General features: G+C 33.0%; 18 protein-coding genes. 1 reads left to right on the top strand and 17 read right to left on the bottom strand.

Annotation, left to right across the window (positions count from 1 at the left end):
- Positions 1 to 93: 93 nt before the first annotated feature.
- From V7Q02_RS10725 to V7Q02_RS10680, 10 genes are all read right to left on the bottom strand, one after another.
- Positions 94 to 495, bottom strand: coding sequence for a chemotaxis protein CheW (locus V7Q02_RS10725; protein ID WP_333861016.1), 402 nt, complete (start codon positions 493 to 495; stop codon positions 94 to 96).
- 218 nt (positions 496 to 713) lie between these two features.
- Positions 714 to 1076, bottom strand: coding sequence for a response regulator (locus V7Q02_RS10720; protein WP_333861015.1), 363 nt, complete (start codon positions 1074 to 1076; stop codon positions 714 to 716).
- 34 nt (positions 1077 to 1110) lie between these two features.
- Positions 1111 to 1707, bottom strand: coding sequence for a chemotaxis protein CheC (locus V7Q02_RS10715; RefSeq protein WP_333861014.1), 597 nt, complete (start codon positions 1705 to 1707; stop codon positions 1111 to 1113).
- A gap of 11 nt (positions 1708 to 1718) precedes the next feature.
- Positions 1719 to 3797, bottom strand: a complete 2079-nt coding sequence (locus V7Q02_RS10710) for a chemotaxis protein CheA (RefSeq protein WP_333861013.1) — start codon at positions 3795 to 3797, stop codon at positions 1719 to 1721.
- Between the two features lie 12 nt (positions 3798 to 3809).
- Positions 3810 to 4577, bottom strand: a complete 768-nt coding sequence (locus tag V7Q02_RS10705) for a CheR family methyltransferase (RefSeq protein ID WP_333861012.1) — start codon at positions 4575 to 4577, stop codon at positions 3810 to 3812.
- A 5-nt stretch (positions 4578 to 4582) separates the two neighbouring features.
- Positions 4583 to 5713, bottom strand: coding sequence for a protein-glutamate methylesterase/protein-glutamine glutaminase (locus V7Q02_RS10700; RefSeq protein WP_333861011.1), 1131 nt, complete (start codon positions 5711 to 5713; stop codon positions 4583 to 4585).
- A 22-nt stretch (positions 5714 to 5735) separates the two neighbouring features.
- A complete protein-coding gene (locus V7Q02_RS10695; RefSeq protein WP_333861010.1) occupies positions 5736 to 6224 on the bottom strand; it encodes a chemotaxis protein CheD in 489 nt (162 codons plus the stop codon).
- A 27-nt stretch (positions 6225 to 6251) separates the two neighbouring features.
- The gene (locus tag V7Q02_RS10690; protein ID WP_333861009.1) at positions 6252 to 6698 is read right to left on the bottom strand and encodes a chemotaxis protein CheW; all 447 of its coding nucleotides are present in this window, start codon (positions 6696 to 6698) and stop codon (positions 6252 to 6254) included.
- 92 nt (positions 6699 to 6790) lie between these two features.
- Entirely contained in the window at positions 6791 to 8740 is a 1950-nt protein-coding gene (locus V7Q02_RS10685; RefSeq protein ID WP_333861008.1) for a flagellar assembly protein A, read from the bottom strand.
- 16 nt (positions 8741 to 8756) lie between these two features.
- Positions 8757 to 9584, bottom strand: a complete 828-nt coding sequence (locus tag V7Q02_RS10680; protein WP_333861007.1) for an aminotransferase class IV — start codon at positions 9582 to 9584, stop codon at positions 8757 to 8759.
- Between the two features lie 208 nt (positions 9585 to 9792).
- On the opposite strand from V7Q02_RS10680, the gene V7Q02_RS10675 reads away from it, so the two are divergent.
- On the top strand, positions 9793 to 10434 hold the full coding sequence (locus V7Q02_RS10675) for an HAD-IB family hydrolase (RefSeq protein ID WP_333861006.1): 642 nt from the start codon (positions 9793 to 9795) through the stop codon (positions 10432 to 10434).
- A 64-nt stretch (positions 10435 to 10498) separates the two neighbouring features.
- On the opposite strand, the gene V7Q02_RS10670 is transcribed toward V7Q02_RS10675, so the two are convergent.
- From V7Q02_RS10670 to V7Q02_RS10640, 7 genes are all read right to left on the bottom strand, one after another.
- Positions 10499 to 10855, bottom strand: coding sequence for a DUF1292 domain-containing protein (locus V7Q02_RS10670; protein WP_333861005.1), 357 nt, complete (start codon positions 10853 to 10855; stop codon positions 10499 to 10501).
- Between the two features lie 199 nt (positions 10856 to 11054).
- A complete protein-coding gene (gene nifJ / locus V7Q02_RS10665) occupies positions 11055 to 14564 on the bottom strand; it encodes a pyruvate:ferredoxin (flavodoxin) oxidoreductase (protein ID WP_333861004.1) in 3510 nt (1169 codons plus the stop codon).
- A 253-nt stretch (positions 14565 to 14817) separates the two neighbouring features.
- Entirely contained in the window at positions 14818 to 15879 is a 1062-nt protein-coding gene (locus V7Q02_RS10660; RefSeq protein ID WP_333861003.1) for an undecaprenyldiphospho-muramoylpentapeptide beta-N-acetylglucosaminyltransferase, read from the bottom strand.
- A 446-nt stretch (positions 15880 to 16325) separates the two neighbouring features.
- The gene (recJ, locus tag V7Q02_RS10655) at positions 16326 to 18095 is read right to left on the bottom strand and encodes a single-stranded-DNA-specific exonuclease RecJ (RefSeq protein WP_333861001.1); all 1770 of its coding nucleotides are present in this window, start codon (positions 18093 to 18095) and stop codon (positions 16326 to 16328) included.
- Positions 18096 to 18152: 57 nt separating this feature from the next.
- Positions 18153 to 19382 (bottom strand): M16 family metallopeptidase, encoded by a 1230-nt coding sequence (locus V7Q02_RS10650; protein WP_333861000.1) that lies wholly within the window; start codon positions 19380 to 19382, stop codon positions 18153 to 18155.
- A gap of 22 nt (positions 19383 to 19404) precedes the next feature.
- On the bottom strand, positions 19405 to 19959 hold the full coding sequence (locus V7Q02_RS10645; RefSeq protein ID WP_333860999.1) for a DJ-1 family glyoxalase III: 555 nt from the start codon (positions 19957 to 19959) through the stop codon (positions 19405 to 19407).
- Between the two features lie 19 nt (positions 19960 to 19978).
- Positions 19979 to 22834 carry a DNA topoisomerase IV subunit A gene (locus V7Q02_RS10640; protein ID WP_333860998.1) on the bottom strand — a complete coding sequence of 952 codons (2856 nt, stop codon included), beginning with the start codon at positions 22832 to 22834 and terminating at the stop codon, positions 19979 to 19981.
- Between the last annotated feature and the right edge of the window lie 167 nt (positions 22835 to 23001).

The raw sequence follows: 23001 nt of genomic DNA, 5'->3' as shown, positions 1-23001 counted from the left end.
CTATCTCATTCTGCGATAATACATCTGCCATTTTCTTCCCCCATTTCTCGAGAAAATTTCAAGTATATGAAACTAATAAATGCAAAGGTCAATTTAATCTGAAAGAAGCTTATCTATATCAACTAAAGTAATTATTCTGTCTTTTAAATTTATTATTCCCTTTATATAGGCCTGCTTTTTTTCATCATTTTCCTTTTCTACAGCACTATCTTCTAAATCTAAAACTTCATCTACTTGATCTACACTTATTCCTACCAGTTCATCTTCCATTTCAAGTATTATTACATTTCCTTCACTTTCTTCACTTTTAGGAATATCCATTAAAAAATTTATATCTAAAAGAGATATTACATTTCCCCTTAAATTTATAAGGCCCTTTATATAAGTTGGTGCCTTTGGAACCTTAGTTATTTCCATGGCATCATTTATACTTTGAACTTTGGCTGTTTCTACAGCAAATTGCTCATTGTTCAATCCAAATATAACAACCTGCATATTTACCCCTCCCTTTATAGAGATATACAAGACTATGTATATAAATAAGATTTATACACAAAATAGCAGGTTTAAATTTTTTCATCCAATTCTGCGAATATTTATCTGCACTGCATTAAAGTTTAATAAAAATTTTATCCACATTTAATGTTTTCGTTATAAACCATGCTATCTTTATATAAATTCAAAAATTTAAATCTTAAAATTCTACTTTATTTTTAAGAAGACACAACTTTATTTATGGCTTCCAGTACCCTATCTGGCTGGAATGGTTTTACTATAAAATCTCTAGCCCCTGCTTTTATAGCATCCATAACCATAGTCTGTTGTCCCATAGCAGAACACATTATTATCTTTGCATTGGCATCAATAGCCCTTATTTGCTTTACCGCTTCAATACCATCCATATCAGGCATTGTTATATCCATGGTAACTACATCTGGAGTTTCTTTTTTATATAACTCCACAGCCTTTATACCATTATTGGCCTCTCCTACTACCTCAAAACCATTTTTTTCTAATATATCTTTTATCATCATTCTCATAAATGCAGCATCATCCACAATTAATATTTTAGCCATTTTTTTCCCTCCAAACTATTTACTACTAATATTATCATATTCCTAAAGCATTAAAAATTTTCTCCAGCGAACCAGGCATAGGTACATAGTAAAAATGTCCGCTTATCTTAGAATTATTTTGCATAAATAATGTTTCTATATCCAGTACATATTCATCAAACTGTCCAGATTCTATAAATGTAGTGGAAAGTATTGCTCCCAGCATATCACAGGTAACTGCAGGTACTGAAGGTATAAGATAAAGCCCTGTAAGTTTTGATATGGCATTCATGTAAGAACTGGATGTTATGTTGCCCACCTCACAGAGCACTGAGTTTCCCATATCATTTAAGTATTCTTCTTTATGTCCCATCAGCATGGATATAAGCTCAAGGGCAGTTTCCTTTTCAAATATGAATAGTATATTTCCAGGTGCATCTCCTAAAGTTCTTACAATTACTCCTACAACTATTTCATCTCCTTCAATACTGGTAAAAATATCATCAAAAGGCACTATATTTACATCAGGTACTGTAATATCAACTTTTTTATTTATAAGTTGGGATAAGGCTGTAGCCGCATTTCCCGTGCCTATATTTACAACTTCCCTTAGTGCATCAAGCTGCATGGATGTAAGGCTTTTGTAGTCCATATATATCCTCCTTATACCAGAGCAGCAACATCCAATATCAATGTTACAAGGCCATCTCCAAGTATTGTTGCTCCCATGTATTCCTTTAAGTTTTGTAACGTCTTTCCAAGAGGTTTTATAACAATTTCTCTTTGTCCAAGCAGTGAATCTACCATAAGTCCTACGGTTTTTTCTCCTACTTTCACTATTACTATATAATTTTTATTGTTTTTAGACTTTTTAACTCCTAGTTTATCATATAGTCTTACAAGAGATATTACATTGCCATTGTATATTATGACCTCTTTATTGTTAGTCATTTTTACCAATTCTTCTTTATAGTCTATAACCCTATCCACATAACTTAAGGATATTGCCATAGTCTCATCTCCCACTCCTACAAGCAATACCTGTATTATCTGAAGTGTGAGAGGAAGTCTTATTACAAAGGCAGAGCCTTCATCTTTTTCACTTGTAACATCCACTGTCCCCCCAAGGGCAGATATCTTTGTCTTCACTACATCCATACCTACTCCTCTGCCTGAAATATCTGTTACTTCGGTATTGGTACTGAATCCTTGCAAAAATATAAGGTTCTTTACATCATTATCTGACATACCTTCTGTATTTATACCCATATTTTCTGCCTTTTCCCTTACTTTATCCACAGGTATTCCGCTTCCATCATCTACAACTTTTATTACTGCTTTGGTGCCCTCCTGATAGGCAATAAGACTTATCTTTCCTACAGGATTTTTACCTTTTGATACTCTCTCCTCTTTTGATTCTATACCATGATCCGCTGCATTTCTGATTAGATGAATCAAAGGCTCTCCTATCTCATCTATTACAGTCCTGTCAAGTTCTGTGTCTGCCCCTTCAATTACAAGTTCCATTTCCTTGTCTAACTCTACAGATAAATCCCTTATCATCCTTGGAAACCTGTTAAATACTGTATCAAGAGGAAGCATCCTTATTTTCATTACCAGATCCTGAAGATCTGAAGTGGTTCTTGCTACCTGCTCCAGTGTCTCATTTAATTCAGTCAATTTATAATTGCTGCTTATCTGCTCCAATCTTGTTCTATTTATAACAAGCTCTGATACCATATTCATAAATTTGTCCAGTCTTTCTAAATCCACTCTTACAGACTGGTGTATCTTTTTATGCGGTTCTTTTTTTGCCGTCTTTTTATTTTCCTTGTCTTTGTCAGGTACAAAAGCAGGCTTTGGTTTTATATCTTCTGATTTAGATGAATCTTCTTTTTGAATTATAGACTTTATTTGCTCACTTTGTTCATCTTTAACCTGCATCTTCTTTAATTTTTCTGATTCTATATCTATTCTTTCTATGGACACCTCTTCCACTTCAGATATATTCATCAAATTTTCATATACTTTATTTTCATCACTGGTGGTAACAAAAGTAAGGTCTACTTCAAAATCAAAGTTTTCATTTTCTAAGTCTTCCGTATTTGGAACGGATTTAATTATCTCCCCCATTTCCTCAAGACTTTTGAATATAAGAAATACTCTGGCAGATTTTAACAGAGTATTTTCACTGATAGTTACCCTTATCTGATAAGAATTAAATCCTTTATCTCGAGCCTGTTTAACCACATTTATATCATACTCATTTAATTCCACCTGTATGTTTTTAGCACTCTCTGTACTGTCACTTTGTTTTTCTTCCTGTATATCTTCTTTTTGTTCTTTCTCTTTATCATTATTTTCTGAATTAGCTATATTTTCCAACTCTTCTATAATACCCTTTATGGGAACTTCTTCTTCCACACCATCTTCTATATTTTTTATCATCTGCTCAAGGGTATCCAGACATTTAAATAAAATTGTCACCACATCCTGAGTAACCTTTAGTTTGCCATCTCTAAATTTGGACAATACATCCTCCATTTTATGGGTTAACTCTCCCACTTCATTAAATCCCATGGTAGCGGCCATTCCCTTTAATGTATGTGCAACTCTAAAAATTTCATTTACCTTGTCTATGTTGTGAGGCTCTTGTTCAAGCTGAAGCAGTGACTCATTTAAAATCTGTAGATTGTCCATTGCTTCTTCCAAGAACATAGACATATACTGTGATGTATCCATTTCTTTCCCTCCCTATAGCTTTCTATATATAAAGGTAGAAGCTTTCTCAAAGCCATAATCCTTAAAATTATATATACTTTCAGTAGCTCCAACAAACAATAACCCGCCTTTTTTCAAGGATTGGCTAAACTTTTTATATATGTTGTTTTTTATATCCTGATTAAAATATATTACCACATTCCTGCATACTATTAAATCAAAATTACTTTCATAGCTCTCTAATATTAAGTCGTGCTTTTTGAAATTAACTAAACTCTTTATGTCAGAATTTATAATATATTTATCATCTTTTAAAGTAAAGTATTTGCTTAAATATTCCTTCTTTACATTTTTTACTTCAGATGCTGTATATTCTCCTTTCTTAGCTCTTTCAATTATAGTATTATCTATATCCGTAGCCAGTATTTTATGCCTTCCCCCTCTAGATAATTCATTTAGATATATGGCTATAGAATAAGGTTCTGCCCCAATTGAACAAGCTGCACTCCATATTTTTAAAGAATTGTTTCTAGGAAGCAGTTCTTCTTTTATTATACTTTTAAGTTCTTCAAATATATCTGGATTTCTAAAAAATTCAGATACATTTATTGTAATAAAGTCCAAAAATTTTTGTCTTTGAGTGCTATCCTTTTGAAGGAGCCTTATATATTCATCTATACTGCTTACTCCTACTCTAGACATTAAGCTATTTATCCTTCTATGCAATTGATTGGATTTATAGGCTGACAGGTTTATATTAAACTCTTTTAAAACCCACTGCTCAAAATAAGCCATATCCATAAAGTCTACCTCCTACCAGATGTTATTATTTTCAATACTTCTTTTGATATGTCATTTAGCGGTAACACCAGATCCACTTTTCCTGTTTCATATGCAACTTTAGGCATACCATAAATTGTACAGGTATCTTTATCTTGTGATATAGTAATACCTCCATTTTTCTTAATTTCTACAGTTCCTTCTGCACCATCTTTTCCCATTCCCGTTAAAACCACACTGACTATATTTCCTTTATAAACCCTGGAAGCAGATATAAATAGCTTATCTACTGCAGGTCTCACTCCCCAAATTGCAGGTTCTTTATTTAAATGTATTTTTTTATCATTCCATACTTCCATATGATACCCGCCTGGAGCTATGTATACAACATTTGACTGTGCTTTCATTCCCTCCTGTGCTTCTACTACTTCTACATGAGAACTTGAATTCAATCTCTCTGCAAAAGCCCTGGTAAAGCCCACAGGCATATGCTGTACCACAAATACAGGTACTCCTATATCTTTTGGCAGTTCTGTTATAACTGAAGTAAGAGCTTTGGGACCTCCTGTAGATGCTCCCATTACCACGGCATCTATTCTCCCTGCTTGAAATTTTCTCTCTATTGTTTTTCTGGTGTCTTCTGTTTTTTTGGTATTTTCATCTAAAATGCGTACTGTAGCAATTTCTTTATAACTTTTATTTTCCAATCCCCCTATGTTAATAGGACTGTTCTGATTGGATATACTATAGTAAGCTACTTTAATCTTTTGTATTAATTCAACTTTTACTTTGTCTATATCAAGGGATATGGTTCCAGAGGGTTTGGGTAAAAAATCAAAAGCTCCTGCTGCCAGGCATTCCATGGTAAGTTTTGTGCCCTCTTTCGAAATGCTGCTTAAAATTATCACAGGTATGTTTATATTTTTCTTTTTGAGTTCCCCAAGGGCAGTTATACCGTCCATTTTTGGCATTTCTACATCCATGGTTATTACATCCGGCATAGTTTTATAAAAATCAGAGGATAATTTATCCATAAGATCCTGTCCATTTCTGGCGGTGCCTATTACTTCTATAGAACTGTCCTCTTTTATCATGTCTGAAATAATTTTTCTCATAAGTGCTGAATCATCCACTACTAAAACTTTAATCTTTTTCAAAGTATTATCACTCCATTAAATTTTAAATTTCTTTTATTCCCATACCTACCGTACGTATTTTTACCCCGCCCTGGAAGGTATCAAATATCATAGTTCTCCCTTTATTGCCTCCCAAGTCTTCAGATAATATAGGAATAGAGCATTTTTCTAATATTTTTTTCACTGCAGCACTATTTCTATTACCTATATCCATAATCATGCTCTTATCCGAAAAGTTAAACATAGATGCTCCCCCTGCTATCTTGGCTTTTAAATTTCTCCTATTTACTCCTAATTTTTCTAAATCTTTTATTAAAAGAGGGACAGCCAAATCCGCAAATTTTATAGGATTTTTTATATTAGTGAATTGTGTGCTGTCCGGCAGCATTATGTGTGCTAGTCCACCTATACTTTTCATCTTATCATACAAAGCTATGCCAACACAGGAACCCAGGCCTATAGTTATAAGTCTATGAGGGGAGCCGGCAGTATTCATATCTGCTATTCCTACCTTTATCTCTTTTATCTCCATAAATATTTTGCACCTTTCAATTTTAAATTATATAAGTTCCTTCTCTTCCTCTGTTAATATTTTAGAAAGATTTAAAAATATTATTATTTTATCATTTATTTTAATAAGTCCTTTAATATATCTTTTGGATATTCCAGCTACTATATCTGGCGGGGTTTCAATGCTATCCATATTTACATCTCTTACCTCAGATACCACATCCACTATTATACCTATTTTATTTCCATCCTGTTTTGTAACTATGATCTTGGACTCGTCCTTTTTCTCCACTTCACCAAATCCAAATTTTTTGGTAAGACTTATTACAGGAAGTATGTTTCCTTCATAATTTATAACTCCATCTACAAAATCAGGAGAATCCGGTAATTTTGTAGTTTCTTCATATCCTAGAATTCTCTCTATTTCCATAATATCTGTAGCATAATATTCTTCATTTATGCTAAATACTAATACTTTTATTTCTTCCTGGCTCATTTAAATATCCTCCTTAAATAATATTTAAAACTAGCATTTAATTCAATTTATTACACAATTATAGCATAATTTGATGTATTTATAATAGGTTTTTAGAGAAGAAATTTGTCCACTATAATATTACCTTCATTGAGATAAGCGTGCAAATTTTTACTTGGAGAATCCAACATAAGCTTTTTCTTTCCTACTTTGATTACAGTATTGTGATATGCAATATCCGCCCATATATGTCCTTCATCTTCCACATGAAGAACCGTAGACACTCCTGCCATGCTGCCTACAATTTTACATTTAATCTCTTTTTTCGCCTTTAATGTTCCCCCTCTTGCCACACTTCTGTCCTGTAAAAATTCAATAGATTCATTTGCGGTAATATCGGATATATACTCCCCTTTTCCAGTAATCACTACACTGCCAGAGCTTTCTATATGTGAATCCTGACAATAGGTTATAGTTAAATTCACAGGAAGGGCAAGACATTCATTCAAATGTTCAATTTCAGTCTCAATTTTTTCCTCTAAGTAGCTTAATTCCAAATAGCTTTTTATGTTTATAGGACCTATGCCCATGAATTTTTCTCTTATAATTTTTACTATTTCCCTGCCTAGATTCTCATTACACTCTTCAGGATCCATATTCAAGTCCGCAATTATATTTATGCCAAGCTTTAAAAGTCCCTTGAATTTATTTTCCAATAATATCTTTATTATCTCTCCATCTTTTTTATTTTTGCCAAGGAGATCATAGGTCTTTATTTCCCTTATAGCCTCATTCATCTCTTTTAGGTTTACATTAAATTCTTCAAGATGATCTATTGCCTTGATTTTATTTACACAATCTCCTCCTCCATATATGTGCGAGCCTACAATACTGCCATTTATCAAAATATCTCCCAGTGCTTTTATTTTGGCCCTTTCCACTTCCTTGTATATGGTAAGGTTACCTCCACACTCAATTTCCATTCCCTCTCTTACATTTCCCTGAACTATTATATCTCCTGTAAACTTTACATTTCCCGTACTTAAATCCACATCTTTGCTGATTTCATGAACCTTGTGTACATAAAAAGTGCCATTTTTCACAAAAGGTTTCCCCTCTATAACTGCTTCAACTTTATCTTCCTCTTTAATAACAGTTCCTTGCCCTGCAGTAAGTTTCTTATGTTGTCCCTTTTTAAATTTTAAAGTTTTTCCTCTTACATCAAATCCATTTTCCCCCTCAAATCCTCTATGTCTCTCTGCGATTATATCTCCTTTTTTTACAGTACTCACAATTCCTATGCTTTTAAAATCAACATTTCCTACCAAATCTTCTTTTAGATCTACAGAATCTTCAAAATTGATGCTTATAATATCGTCCTTACCATCTACGGCTTCTTTCCCTTTTGCTATCAGCACCCTTTCTCCGCTTTGCAGCACATCCTTGAGATTGTCTTCTAATATGCCATAGACAATTTTATTATTTACAAGTTCATTTTTTATATCATTTTCATTGTATTTAGGAGGTTCTACGGTTTCAACTGCATAAACCTCCAGATTTAATTTATTACTTTCTGTGGTATCTTTAAGGACATAAACATTTTTAGGCGTGTAGACGATTTTCGCATAAGCCTCCATGCTATCCTGTGAAATATCTATTTGAAGTTCTCTTTTTGGAACATTTTCTTCTAAAACCACTTCTATTTTGTTCTTTTTTAAAACCTGACATTCCCTTTTTACTTCAACTCCATCCACAAAAATAGACATATGATTTCCCTTTACTATTACAGCAGGCTTTTCCCCCTCTATAGGGTCTTTTACAATTATCCTTCCTTCTATAACCTTAACAGTACCTTGGTTTTTGTTTAATTTATCCCCTTCTTCTTTAGAGACTTCTTCTTCCTTTTCCCCCCCATAGGTAACTTCTATCACTACCTTTTTTCTAAAAAAGCCTCTCTTATTTTCAAGCACTTTATAATCCAGTTTATCCTCCGGTATATTTAATTCATATCTTGCAAGCTGCAGACAATTTTCCAGTGAGGTGTCTTGAAACACTTTTTTCATATTTTCCCTCCTTAAATTAAGAATATGTAAAGCTTTTTATGTCTTTTTCCATTTCATCATCATAGGCTTTCATTATACTAACAAGCACCTTGTTTTCAGAAGAACAAAATCCTATATCCTCTACACTTTTTATGGGCAATACCTTAGGAGAAGTTCCCGATATAAAAAGGGCATCAAACTTTTCTATTTTCTTGTAATTTACTTTTTCCTCCATAACTTCAAATCCCATATTCCTACAGATTCTCATTATAATATTTCTCGTAACTCCCGGAAGTACATCTCCTACAGGGGCAGTTATTACCTTTTCTCCTTTTATCATAAATATATTAGACTTACTTCCTTCTGTAATATTTCCCTGGTTATCTACAAGTATTGATTCAAACACACCCTTTTCTTTAATTTTTTTATTAACCTTTTCCCTGAATGCAGTATTTATCACTTTGGCATTTGGCTCTTCTCTTTCTCCATGAAAAAAAATGGTATCCACCCCTACTTTATAATATTCCACAGGGGGATAATAATACTTCGAAAAATATGTCAAAAATACATTTTCAGAAGAAAAATTAAAAATAATTTTTATATTTCCCCTATAAACCTTGTTTACTTCCACTAACTTTTTTATCCTGTTTTTAATCTCCTCCCCTGTAAGCCAAATTTTCAAGCCGGTTATTTTACAGGAGTTTTCCATGCGGTTTAGATGAGGTTCCAAAAAAAGAGGCTTGCCATCTATCATCCTTATAACCTCATAGATGGATTTTCCTTTATAGGGTACATACTGCAGAGATTCTTCCCTAGCTTTTATTTCGTCATTATACAAAAAAAAATTATTTAAATATTCTTCCATTTTAATCCCTTCTTTTAATTAAATTTAATTAAATATTAACATTGTCTATAATTTATTTTATCATTATCTGAAAAAATTTTCCTTACACTTTTCTATTTATTTTATCGATATTATTTATTTAAAATACACTTCATATAAAAATATAAATTATATTTTTATATATTCTTAAATTTATGATATCATATTGTATTATGAAGGAGTGATTTACTTGGAAAAACTGGCCATATTCGATGTGGATTTTACTTTGACCAAGAGGGAAACCTTAATGGAGTTTTACATATTCATGGTAAAAAAACATCCTAAACTTATAATATATGCACCTTTTAGCATTTTTTCTTCTATATTATATCTTATAAAACTATTTCCTGCCTCAAAGGCCAAGGAAAATTTCATAGCATTTATAAACGGAATAAGTGAAAATGACATGAAACTTTTAGTAAAAGAATTCTATGAAAAAAGGCTGAGTAAAATAATTTATAAAGATGCACTAAATACCTTAAAAAAATTTAAAAATAAAGGTTATAAAATATACCTTATATCTGCTTCTGCAGAGTTCTACCTGAATGAATTATATAGAATAAAAGAGGTAGATAAAGTAATAGGCACCAAATTCACCCTGTCAAATGGCATTCACTGCAAAAAAATTTCAGGAGAAAACTGTAAAGGGGAAGAAAAAGTAAAAAGACTTATGAAATCTTTGAAAGAGGACAATATAGAAGTGGATTTTAAAAATTCCTATATGTTTTCAGATTCACTATCTGATCTGCCTCTCTTTAATATGGTAGGAAATCCCTATCTTATAAATTACAGAAAAAAACACCCCTACATAAAAACACTAAAATGGAAATAGTAAAAGACTGCAAACAATAAAATTGTCTGCAGTCTTTGATTCCAGATTAGCTATTTCATGCTCTTTATTCTTCGGATTTTTCTATGAGTTCTGCATAGTAAGCAGATACTTCTTCAAATTCCTTATCCTCTGGTATAATAAGTTCTTCCCCATTGTCTGATACATCCACCTTAAATAAATATACAGAATTATTCTGAGGATTTTGAACTAAAACATACTGGTTATCTTTATATTCAAAGTCATCAATTATTTCACAAGAAACTAAATTTCCATTTTCATCTTCTAAATCCACTACGAGATTTTCATGTTCTCCACAATCACAGCCGCAGTCACAATCATGTTCGTGTCCATGTTCTTCACAACCACAACTCTCTTCTTTGGAACCACAGCCGCAGCTATTTAAATTTTCATTATTATCCATAAAGTCTACCCGATTTACTTTTCGGCACAATTATGTTAAAAACTAGAATATTTTTTGCCGCACAGTCTATCAGGAATCTTCACCTCCTTTTACTATTATGTTCTAATTTTAACCTTAATTGCACTATAATAAAAGTATTTTTAAAAAATATTTTCAAATTTAAAAAATACCGAACTTATAGTCCGGTATTTTTTATATATTAAACTTCCTTTGACAATTTCTCATAACCTGCAATTCTATCAAAAGCATCCTTTTTAGTCTTTTCAAATAATTGTTCCGCAGTTTCAGGGAATTGTTTAGCCAGGGAAGAATATCTCACTTCGCCCATTAGGAATTCCTTAAAGTCTGCAGTTGGTTTTTTAGAATCCAGACTAAAGGATTTTTTACCCTGTTCTTTTAATTCTGGATTGTATCTGTATAATGCCCAGTATCCAGACTCCACAGCTTTCTTTGCTTCATTTTGACTCTTGCCCATTCCATCTTTTAATCCATGGTTTATACATGGAGCATATGCTATTATAAGTGATGGTCCCTTGTAAGCTTCTGCTTCCTGAATAGCTTTTAATGTCTGATTCTTATCTGCTCCCATAGCAATTTGTGCTACATAAACATAACCATAAGTTACAGCCATCATTCCAAGGTCTTTCTTTTTAGTTTTCTTACCACTGGCAGCAAATTTAGCCACTGCAGCTGTAGGAGTTGCTTTTGAAGATTGTCCACCTGTATTTGAATAAACTTCTGTATCAAGTACAAGTATATTTACATCTTCTCCAGATGCCAGAACATGATCCAGTCCGCCATAGCCTATATCATAAGCCCATCCATCTCCGCCGAACATCCAATGGGATCTCTTAACTAGAAAATCCTTGTTTTCATATATTTCATTTAACAGGGCATCTTCTTTCTTTTCCTTCTCCAATAATTCCACTATTTTATCTGCTCTTTTTCTAGTGTCTTTTCCATTATCTACATTTTCCAGCCAGTCTTCAAAGGCAGCTTTAAGTTCTGCAGTTATATTGCTTTTTAATGCCTCTTTTATTTTTAATGCAACCTTATCTCTTATCTGTTTAACTGCAAGGAACATTCCAAGTCCATATTCAGCATTGTCTTCAAACAGGGAATTAGCCCAGGATGGTCCATGACCTCTGTGGTTTGTTGTATAAGGAATAGCTGGAGCTGATGCACCCCAAATGGAAGAACATCCTGTAGCATTTGCTATCATCATTGTATCTCCAAACAATTGAGTTACAAGTTTAATATATGGAGTTTCTCCACATCCTGCACAAGCTCCTGAGAACTCAAGAAGAGGTTTTTCAAATTGACTTCCCTTTACACTGAACTTGTTAAGAGGATTTTCCTTGTAGGATACAGCCATTGCATAATCCCAAGCATCTGCTTTATTTAACTGTGTATCTATAGGCTTCATAATAAGTGCCTTTTCCTTTGCAGGACATACATCTGCACAGTTTCCACATCCTGTACAATCAAGAGGTGAAACAGCTATGGTGAAATTTAATTCCTTTGCTCCTGAAGCAGCTTTTGCCTGAAAACCTGCTGGTGCCTTGGTTAACTCCTGTGCATCTGTAAGAACAGGTCTTATAGCGGCATGTGGACACACAAAGGAACACTGATTACATTGTATACATTTATCTGCCTGCCATTCTGGAACATTTATAGCTATTCCTCTTTTTTCATAAGCTGCTGTACCCTGCGGAAATGTACCATCTTCCATGCCTACAAAAGTACTTACAGGAAGTTTGTCTCCATCTTGTCTATTCATTGGATAAACTATCTTTGATATGAATTCCGGCACTTCAAGTGCAGCTGCTGCTTCCCCTTCTTTTGCATCTTTCCATGAAGCTGGAATATTAACTTTAACCAGGGCATTAACTCCCTTGTCTATAGCTGCATTGTTCATATCTACAACTTTCTGTCCTTTTTTGCTGTAAGAACTTTCAACAGCATCTTTTAAATATTTCACAGCATCCTCTACAGGTATTATATTTGCAAGTTTAAAGAAGGCTGCCTGGCATATCATGTTTATTCTTCCGCCAAGTCCAATTTCCTTAGCTATTTTAATTGCATCTAGTATATAAAATTCTATATTGTTTTCTGCTATATATTTTTTCATAAAAGCTGGTAATTCACTTTCCAGTTCTTTTTCTGTCCAGGTAGTATTAAGCAGGAATTTTCCACCTTTTTTCAGTCCTTCAAGTACGTTATATTTATGGACATAGGACTTATTATGCACTGCAATAAAATCAGCCTTGTCTATAAGATAAGGTGACTTTATCTGAGACTTACCAAATCTTAAATGAGAAACTGTTATACCACCGGATTTTTTGGAATCATAGGCAAAATACCCTTGAGCATACATATTTGTATGGTCTCCTATGATCTTTATAGCACTTTTGTTTGCTCCTACAGTACCGTCAGAACCAAGTCCCCAGAACTTACAAGCTGTAGTTCCCTCTGGTGTTGTATTTATATCTTCTGCTGCAGGTAAGGATGTATTAGTAACGTCATCAACTATGCCTATTGTAAATCTGTCTTTTGGAGTATCTGCCTTTAGGTTTTCAAATACTGAAAGAATGTGTGATGGAAGTGTATCTTTTGAGCCAAGACCATATCTTCCTCCAACTACTACTGGTTGTCCTTGTTTTCCATAGAATGCATTTTTAACATCTAAGTATAAAGGTTCTCCTGTGGAACCTGGTTCCTTTGTTCTATCCAAAACTGCAATCTTTTTAACAGTGTCTGGCATTTGATTTAGAAAATGTTCTATTGAAAATGGCCTATATAGGTGAACAGTAATAAGTCCAACCTTTTCTCCCTTGGCCATCAAATAGTCTATTACTTCTTCTACAGTTTCACAAACAGAACCCATAGCTACTATAACTCTCTCTGCATCCTTTGCTCCATAATAGTTGAATATATGGTATTCTCTTCCTGTAAGTTTAGTTATTTCACTCATATAATTTTCAACTATTTCAGGTAACGCTTCATAGTATTTATTTGAAACTTCTCTTTCCTGGAAGTATATATCAGGATTTTGAGCTGTACCACGAGTTACTGGATGATCAGGATTCAAAGCTCTTCTCCTGAAGTCATTAACCGCTTTATAATCAACTAATTTTGCAAGATCTTCATATTCAAGCACTTCAATCTTTTGAATTTCATGGGAGGTTCTAAATCCATCAAAAAAATTTAAAAATGGGACTCTTCCCTTTATAGCAGATAGATGTGCCACTGCAGCAATATCCATAACCTGCTGTACTGAACTTTCAGCAAGTAGTGCAAATCCTGTCTGTCTTGTGGCCATAACGTCCTGATGATCTCCAAATATGCTAAGAGAATTTGCAGCTATAGCCCTAGCAGTTACTTGAAATACGCCTGGCAAAAGTTCTCCTGCAATTTTATACATATTAGGTACCATAAGCAATAATCCCTGAGAAGCAGTGTAAGTAGTAGTAAGTGCACCTCCCTGCAGAGATCCGTGTACAGCTCCAGCAGCTCCTGCTTCTGATTGCATTTCCATAACTTTTACCTGCTGTCCAAAAACATTCTTTTTGCCCTGGGCAACCCATTCATCAACATGTTCTGCCATAGGGGATGATGGAGTTATCGGATAAATAGCCGCTACATCAGTAAAAGCATAAGATATATAAGCTGCTGCGGTATTTCCATCCATAGTTTTCATTTTACTCATAAAAATTCCTCTCCTTTTTGATATTTGATATACAATTGAACTTTTTATAAATTAAGATTGCAGTATAAAATAACTGCATTTTTATAAACCAGATAACTTACTATAAGATAATAAATATGTGTATAAACACTAGCTCTGTTTATTTAAAAATAATATAGCACAAAGTATCATATGTGAGTTATATTAATCTATAATATAACATTTATAGCCATATGTACATACTATTTATTTTATTTATGCTAAATATTTAAAATTATTTGTATTTTTCTATTAAATTTATAATTTTATTTGTTGCATCTTGCGCATTACTTGCCTTCATTTCATTTATATAGGTATTCTTTGACATCTCCAATTTTTTTAATTTATCCAAAAGTTCCTTTGGGGTAAGCTCCTCTTCCTGAAGCACCATACTATACCCACTTTTTTCAAAGGATGCAGCATTTAAAATCTGATCTCCCCTACTGGATTTTCTAGACAGTGGAATAAGCAAATTAGGTTTTTTAAGAGCCAGAAGTTCAAATATCACATTTGCCCCGGCTCTTGATATTACTATATCTGCTGCATTCATTATGTGGGGCATCTCTTCACTTACATATTCAAACTGTACATAGCCATTCCTCTCTGTAAGTTTTTCTTCTAAATTTCCTTTTCCACATATATGAATTATATTATAATTCCTTAAAAGTTCATTTAAACAGTTTCTCACTGTATTGTTTATAAATTTTGATCCTAAACTTCCTCCTATTATGAGCAGCACCGGTTTATCATTTTCAAAACCGCACATTCTTCTTCCTATTATTCTGCTTCCATCTAAAAGTTCCTGTCTTATGGGAGTTCCCGTAAGTACAGCATTGTCACCTTTTATGGCCTTTAAAGATTCTGGAAAGGTAACACAAACCTTGGTGCAATAAGGGGAGGAAAGTCTATTTGCAAGTCCTGGAGTTATATCCGATTCATGTGCAATAACAGGAATACCATTTATGTATGAAGCCAAAACTACCGGTACCGACACAAATCCTCCCTTTGAGAATACAATGTTTGGTTTTTCCTTTCTCATTATGAATATAGCTTGAAACACACCTTTAATGACTTTAAAAGGATCTGTAAAATTTTTCAAATCGAAATACCTTCTGAATTTTCCGCTGGAGATTACATGATATTTTATTTTCTGATTTTCTATTATTTCTCTCTCAATGCCGCTTTCTGTGCCTATATATTGTATTTCATAACCTAGTTCTCTTAACTTTGGAAGCAGCGCCAGATTTGGTGTAACATGCCCTGCAGAACCTCCTCCAGTTAATATTATTTTTTTCAAAATGTGATTCCCCCTTAGTACAATTCACAGTTCACAATTCACAGTTCACGATGCACAAGTTTTCAATTCACAGTGCACAGTTTTCAGTTCACAATGCACGATTCACGGTTTACAGTGCACAATGCATAGTTTATTGTTGGCCATTTTTTTGTACTTAATTATATTCTTAAACAGTTAGTATATGCCGTGGCCTTTTAGATTGTATTTCTGAGATTTAAGGGAAATCTTACAACTTGCAAGTTTAATTTTATAATTCTTGTACATACAGAAAATTCTGTGATTTTTTTAATGTATGATAATATTAATGGAATTCCATTATAAAGAATTTTAAAATTATTATTTTAAGGTGTCAAGTGTTACTGTACACTTTAAATTGTCTCATGTCAACTGCATACCAGGTAATTATATGTTAAATTAAAAATTTATTTAAGTCTACCTTTTTTTATTTATTTTTTTGACGTGAGTCTAAAATCCTTTATCACAAGTTGAAGATTTTTGATACCGTTAAATTCATTAATACAGGGTAAAAATATAAAATCCATTTTTAAACTGGTAAAATTATTGCTGAAAATTTTATTTGCACCACTACTTCCATAAGTGTCCAGTATTAATTTTTTAAATTTTTCTCCCCCATCAAAGGCTATTGCATCAATTTTTTTCAAGTTATTTTTCAATCTGCAAAATAGCTTTAACACATTTTTATCTTTTCCCATAAAATAAATTTTGAATATATCTACATTTTTTTCTCCAAACAAAGGAGTAGAATTACCTTTCCCAAAAGGTTCCAGTTTTTTTATATCCTCCAGTATATGAAAAGACAGGTTTTCAAGAGGTAATTTGCCGTCTATCCTTATTTTAGGTATTAGGTCTTCATCTGTAAGATTACAGTTTTTATTCAAGTTTTTCCTTAATTTATCTACATTTTCTTCTGCTATGGATAATCCTGCCGCCAAAGGATGTCCACCGAACTTTTCCATTAATTCTTTGCATTTTACAAGTTCTTCAAACATATTGTATCCCTCTATGGATCTTCCTGAACCTTTTGACATACTTCTCCCTGAAGTTATGACTATGGATGGTACATTATATCTGTCCTTTAGTCTTCCTGCAACTATGCCGGCTATACTTTCATGAGTTTCTTTTTCATATACCACAAGTACTTTATCCTTCTTTAAATTTGAATTTTCAACTTTATCTATTATGTTATTTAAACTTTTAACCGTCATATTTTGTCTTTCTATATTTAACTCATGAAGTTTTTTTGCAAGTTTTGAGGCCTCTTCTGAATCTTTACACATCAAAAGTTCCAGGGCCAAAACTGCACTTTTAAGTCTTCCTGTAGCATTTATGCAGGGTCCTATAATAAATCCTATATGATAGGCAGTGATGTTTTTCCCCTTTAGGGAATTTTCTTCTATAAGTGCCTTTAGTCCTATATTCTCAGTATAGTTTATCATATTAAGACCCTTTTTAACTATAATTCTGTTTTCATCCACTAGATCCACCACGTCACATATAGTTCCTATAGCAGCATATTGAATGAATTTGTGGCATTGTTCTTCTTTTAAATGAAATTTTTTATAAAGTACCTGAATAAATTTAAAAGCTACCCCTGCACCACAGAGGTGTTTAAAAGGATATGTACAGTCCTCTCGCTTGGGATCTATAACTGCATCTGCCTCAGGTAATAAATATACCTTTTTGCCATTTTCTTTTTCCTCAAAAAATATATGATGGTGATCTGTAATCACCACAGTAATGCCAAGTTCTTTGGCTCTCTTAACCTGATTAAGTGCTGAAATACCATTATCACAGGTTATTATAACTTCACAGCCTGCCTCTTTTAACTTTTCTATACTTTTTACATTTATGCCATAACCCTCTTCTATTCTATCTGGTATGTGATATGTAACTTTTGCACCACACTTTAAAAGTCCAGAGTATAATATATAGGTACTCATTACTCCATCTACATCATAATCCCCATATATGGCTATATTTTTATTATCCATTATGGCCTCATATATTATATCCGTGCCTTTCTCCATGTCCTTCATAGACAGAGGATCTTGTAGATTATCTATAGAGGGATTTAAAAATTCTTTTATTTTTTTCTCTTCTGAAATACCTCTATTTGCAAGAATAGTTGCCATAATTTCACTTATTCCTGCTTTTTTTGAAATATATTTTATATCTTTATTACACCTTCTAATCATCCATTTTTTCTTTAAAATATTACATCCCTCCCTGATCTTAAAAATATTCTTTAAAACTCACCCTCTTAAAATCTGTATGGAAGGCTGCTTCATAAACTTACCGGCAACCTGATTTATGTGCCAGGCTTCAATTTTATATGTGTCTTCTTGGAGAAAATAGTTATCATTCATAAGTTCTCTTATAACACTTTCCTTGCAAAACTCAATAGATTTTTCTCTTTTAATTTCATATTTTAATTTCATATTTTTAATTTTGAATTTTATCTCCTCATTTTTAAAATCCAGGGGAGAATGTTTAAACTTCTCTATAACACTATCTACTGTGGATATTACTTTATCTATATTTTCTATGCAAGTTCCTATTTTTATAGAAAAAAGCTTTATTCCCCTTTCATTTTTTATACTACTTCCCACCTCATAGGCAAGGCCCTTATGAGTCCTTATTTCATTAAAAAGCAGGCTTCCCCCTCCCTGGCCAAAAACAGTATTAAGCAGGGGAAGAACCCTGTTTTCTTCAAAATTCAAGTTATGAATGTCAAATATATATTGTATTTTTACTCCTTTTATACCTTTCACATTTTCTACAAATATACCTTCTTTGTTTTTTTCGTACAATACCTTTAAGTCTCCTCCCGTTTCCTTGAGGGTTTTTTTATAGCTCCTTTTCCAATGTCCAAAATACCTCCCTACAAGATCACAGACATAATTAAATTCCAGAGAAGAACAAACACATATGACACAATTTTCAGGTACATAGAATTTATGGTAAAATATTTTTATTTCATCTAAAGTAATATTTTTAATACTTTGGTCATTTCCTATTATGGTCTCTCTTATGCGCCTGAGTTTAAAGGAATTTTTAAAGAGCAGATCTTCACAGTGTTGGTAAGAATCATCCTTCCATTCTTTCAGTTCCTGAAATATTATATTCATTTCTTCTTTAAAACCCCTCTCTTTAAAAGAGGAATTTAAAATAATATCACTGTACAGTTCAATTCCCCTATACAAATCCTCTGAAAAGCAGGTTCCATAGTAAATTGTATAGGGGTAGTTTGTCATAGCATTTTCAAATCCAAATATGCTGTCAAGCTGCATATTTATATCATTTTCATCTCTATTTTCAGTTCCTTTGGATATAACATGCTCCAATGCATGGGCAGTGCCTTTTGAAAAATACTCTCCTTCTTCCAAGGCTCCCACATTAAATCCTATACAGATAGAAGATAATTTTCCAGGTCTGTATTCATATAGTAATTCAAGTCCATTTTCAAATATGTATTTCTCCATTTTTTCACCTGTATTTTATATTTTAAACCAAATTCAAAAGTATATCTTTCTTTAAATTTTCTACAACTTCCCCACCCTTGAGGTTTTCTAAAATTTTAAGGGCAAAATAAATTGCCGTAGCAGGTCCTCTGCTTGTTATTAAATTTCCTTCCTGAACTACTATTTCTTCACTGTAATTATAAGCTTGAAGTTCCTCCTCAAAACCAGGATAAGAAGTTACTTTTCTGTTATAAATTATTCCTGCCTTCTTTAAAACTATAGGGGCTGCACATATTGCCGCTACTATTTTATTTGCTTTGTCAAATTTTTTTACCATTTCTGTAACTTTCTCGTTATCTCTCAAATTCGTGGCTCCCGGCATACCTCCTGGAAGTATAACAGCCTCATATTCATCTCCATTTATATTTTCAAGTAAAGTTTCCGCTTTAACCACTACCCCATGTGCCCCTTTTACATCCTCTTTGCCATTTATAGAACAAAGTATACAGTCTACCTCTCCTCTTCTTAAAACATCTACACAAGTTAACGCTTCTATTTCTTCAAAACCTTGTGCAAGTAAAACAACAACTTTTTTCATTATTAAGAACACTCCTTTTTTACATATTAACTTCTGCAATTTTGTCTTCCATAACTACAAGCATAATATTTGCTCCTTTTCCTCCCCTGTTTTGGAGGGCAATATCCTTTATTTTTATACTTTTTTTATTTCCCTTTACAGAAGTCAAATTCAACTTGTAATTTATTTTTTCTTCCATAACCATAGAGTACATTACACTATCTTCTTCATTTAAATTTATAGCCGTTACCCCGCAGGCCGACCTTCCCATGGAATTTATGGAATCCCCCTGAAATTTTATAGCCATGCCTTTTTCAGTTACTATAAGTATTTCATCTTCTTCTCTGCCACACTCCACATTCACAAGAAAATCCCCGTTGATTTTAAATTTGTGTACCCTATTCCATCCATTTATATCTTGAAACTCATTTAGTTTCGTCTTCTTTATCATACCATATTTAGTAAAAAAATAAATGTGTCCACAATCAAAATTTTCTACAGAAATCATTTTTAATATATCTTCAGCATCTATTCCCATCAGTTTTTCAATATCTATACCACTGTTTTCAATTTCCTGAAGCATAAAAGAGGGCATGGAAAAAACATTTCCCCAAGCTGTAAATACCAATATGGTACTTGAAGAGTTCGTAAATATCTTTTTAAAGGTTCTGCCGCTGTTGGAAGTTTTAATTATACCTGACTTATTTATATTTATATAAAAATCCCTATAATCAGCTTCTTCTGAAAAATCTGCTTTTATTACCTTATCCCCTTCAACCAGCGGAAAAATCTCAGTGGTAACTATGTTTCTGTCCTCTCTTGCTATTTCTTGTACCTTTGCAACAAATTGGAGTCCAATTTCTGTTTCTACTCTGATAAAATCTAGAGATTTGTTGCTATTTACAAGTTTTACACCTATAAGTTCTTCCTCTTTTTTTAATCTCAATGCCATAAGTTTGGTGTATTTTGTAACAAAGGCATTAATACCAGTCCTTTTTATACCTGCCATGTTTGTAAAAAATATAAACTCTGCAGGGAAATCAAAACTTTCTATACTGTAAACTGCTACAACTCTTTCCTCTGAAAGATCAATTCCTTTTATTATACTTTCCAGTTTTTCTCCTTTTTCTCTCCATTTAAACTCTGGAATATCTATTCCCTTTATTTTATATACATTTCCCCTGTTTGTAAAAAACATAATTGTATTTTTTGTACTGGAGTTTATCACATATATATTGAAATCTCCCTCTCTATATTCTATATCCTTAACATCCCTGCTGGATCGATTATAACTTTTAAGGGAAATTCTCTTTATAAATGCATCCTTGGACATGGTAATTACTATGTCCTCATCTACTAAAATTTCTTCCACATCTATTTTTGCCTTTTCTTCCTCTTCAATTATGATAGTCTTTCTGTCCTTGCCATATTTTTCTAAAATTTCTGTGAGTTCCTTTTTTATAACCTTTAAAATTTCCTTTTCACTATCTAATATTTTTGTGAGTTTTTTTATGGTTTTTAAAAGTTCTCTATGTTCCTTTTCAAAGGATATTACTTCAAGTCCTGTAAGTCTATAGAGCATAAGTTCCAAAATAGCTTCTGACTGCTCCCCTGTAAATTTGAATTTTTCCATGAGATTCAAAGCTGCATCTTTTTTTGATTTGGAACTTCTTATGGTATTTATAATCTGGTCCATAAGTCCAATAGCCTTTATAAACCCTTCCACAATGTGAAATCTGCTTTTTGCTGCCTGTAATTCCTTTTCAGTTCTCCTTTTTATAATTTCCTTTTGATATTTAATATAGTGCTTTAATATACCCTTTAGCCCCAGTGTTACAGGTTTCCCCTCTGCCAGAACTACCATGTTGAAAAATATATTGCATTGAAGTTCAGTCTTTTTAAATAAATATTTCAAAACTTTTTCAGCTAAGTTTCTATCTGTTGATTTTTTAAATTCTATTACCGCCCTTATACCTTTTCTATCAGATTCATCTCTTATATCAGATATGGGTTCTAATGCCTTTGCATGCCTCTTATCTGCCGTCATCTCAGAGATGGTCTGAAGTAATTTTGCCTTGCTTCTTCTGTAGGGAAACTCTGTTATAACTATTCCAAGTCTTCCATTATCAAGCTTTTCTATGGAGGTTTTAGCTCTTAGAGTAACTTTTCCTTCTCCTGTGGCATAGGCGGAAGCCAGTGATTCTCTTCCTATAATTATTCCCCCTGTAGGCAAATCAGGTCCTTTAATATACTCCATAAGTTTTTCTGTGCTTATATCTTCACAGTCAATATAGGCACAGACAGCCTGTATCACTTCTCTTAAATTATGGGGTGGAATATTGGTTGCAAGTCCAACAGCTATTCCAAAAGCTCCATTTACAAGCAAATTTGGATATCTTGAAGGAAGCACCTCCGGTTCCTTTTCAGAACCTGAATAATTGTCTACCATATTTACTACACCTTTTTCTATGTCCCTTACCATTTCCATAGCAATAGGTGTGAGTCTTGCTTCTGTATAACGCATGGCAGCAGCACTGTCTCCGTCCTGACTTCCCCAATTACCGTGGCCGTCTATAATGGGCATTTGGGTTGTAAAATCCTGGGCCAATATTACCATGGCATCATAAACAGAAGTATCTCCATGGGGATGATATTTTCCAAGTATGTCTCCCACTATCCTTGCAGATTTATAATAGGGTTTATCTGGAAATGCCTTTAACATATAGGCCCCATATATTATTCTTCTGTGTACAGGTTTTAATCCGTCCCTCACATCTGGAAGGGCTCTGTCCTTTGCCACTTCCACAGCATAGGGCATATAGTTATCCGGCATAGCTTCTTCTATGGGAATTCTTATTATATTATTATCTTTTGGAATTAATGTATTTTTCGCCAAGAAAATCCTCCTCTTTTCAGTTCACAATTTACAGTTCACAATTTAATTAGTTTTTCAACTTAAGCTGAAAAACTAATTAAATTGATTTTACCTGAAGGCAAAATTTCACCAATTGTGAATTGTGAACTGTACTTGTGCATTGTAAATCGTGAATTCTGCATTGTGCA

The sequence above is a fragment of the Clostridium sp. genome, assembly GCF_036781005.1.
Classification (GTDB): domain Bacteria; phylum Bacillota; class Clostridia; order Clostridiales; family Clostridiaceae; genus Clostridium_B.
Note: the sequence above shows the minus strand (reverse complement) of the source record. Positions and strands in the feature narration are given on the sequence as shown.

What these genes read in the sequence shown, in the direction of transcription:
- V7Q02_RS10645 (WP_333860999.1), bottom strand. Translation starts at nt 19,959, where the DNA reads ATGAAAAAAGTTGTTGTTTTACTTGCACAAGGTTTTGAAGAAATAGAA.
- V7Q02_RS10695 (WP_333861010.1), bottom strand. Translation starts at nt 6,224, where the DNA reads ATGGAGATAAAAGAGATAAAGGTAGGAATAGCAGATATGAATACTGCC.
- V7Q02_RS10720 (WP_333861015.1), bottom strand. Translation starts at nt 1,076, where the DNA reads ATGGCTAAAATATTAATTGTGGATGATGCTGCATTTATGAGAATGATG.
- V7Q02_RS10685 (WP_333861008.1), bottom strand. Translation starts at nt 8,740, where the DNA reads ATGAAAAAAGTGTTTCAAGACACCTCACTGGAAAATTGTCTGCAGCTT.
- V7Q02_RS10725 (WP_333861016.1), bottom strand. Translation starts at nt 495, where the DNA reads ATGCAGGTTGTTATATTTGGATTGAACAATGAGCAATTTGCTGTAGAA.
- V7Q02_RS10670 (WP_333861005.1), bottom strand. Translation starts at nt 10,855, where the DNA reads ATGGATAATAATGAAAATTTAAATAGCTGCGGCTGTGGTTCCAAAGAA.
- recJ (WP_333861001.1), bottom strand. Translation starts at nt 18,095, where the DNA reads ATGATTAGAAGGTGTAATAAAGATATAAAATATATTTCAAAAAAAGCA.
- V7Q02_RS10715 (WP_333861014.1), bottom strand. Translation starts at nt 1,707, where the DNA reads ATGGACTACAAAAGCCTTACATCCATGCAGCTTGATGCACTAAGGGAA.
- V7Q02_RS10690 (WP_333861009.1), bottom strand. Translation starts at nt 6,698, where the DNA reads ATGAGCCAGGAAGAAATAAAAGTATTAGTATTTAGCATAAATGAAGAA.
- V7Q02_RS10650 (WP_333861000.1), bottom strand. Translation starts at nt 19,382, where the DNA reads ATGGAGAAATACATATTTGAAAATGGACTTGAATTACTATATGAATAC.
- V7Q02_RS10680 (WP_333861007.1), bottom strand. Translation starts at nt 9,584, where the DNA reads ATGGAAGAATATTTAAATAATTTTTTTTTGTATAATGACGAAATAAAA.
- V7Q02_RS10710 (WP_333861013.1), bottom strand. Translation starts at nt 3,797, where the DNA reads ATGGATACATCACAGTATATGTCTATGTTCTTGGAAGAAGCAATGGAC.
- V7Q02_RS10705 (WP_333861012.1), bottom strand. Translation starts at nt 4,577, where the DNA reads ATGGATATGGCTTATTTTGAGCAGTGGGTTTTAAAAGAGTTTAATATA.
- nifJ (WP_333861004.1), bottom strand. Translation starts at nt 14,564, where the DNA reads ATGAGTAAAATGAAAACTATGGATGGAAATACCGCAGCAGCTTATATA.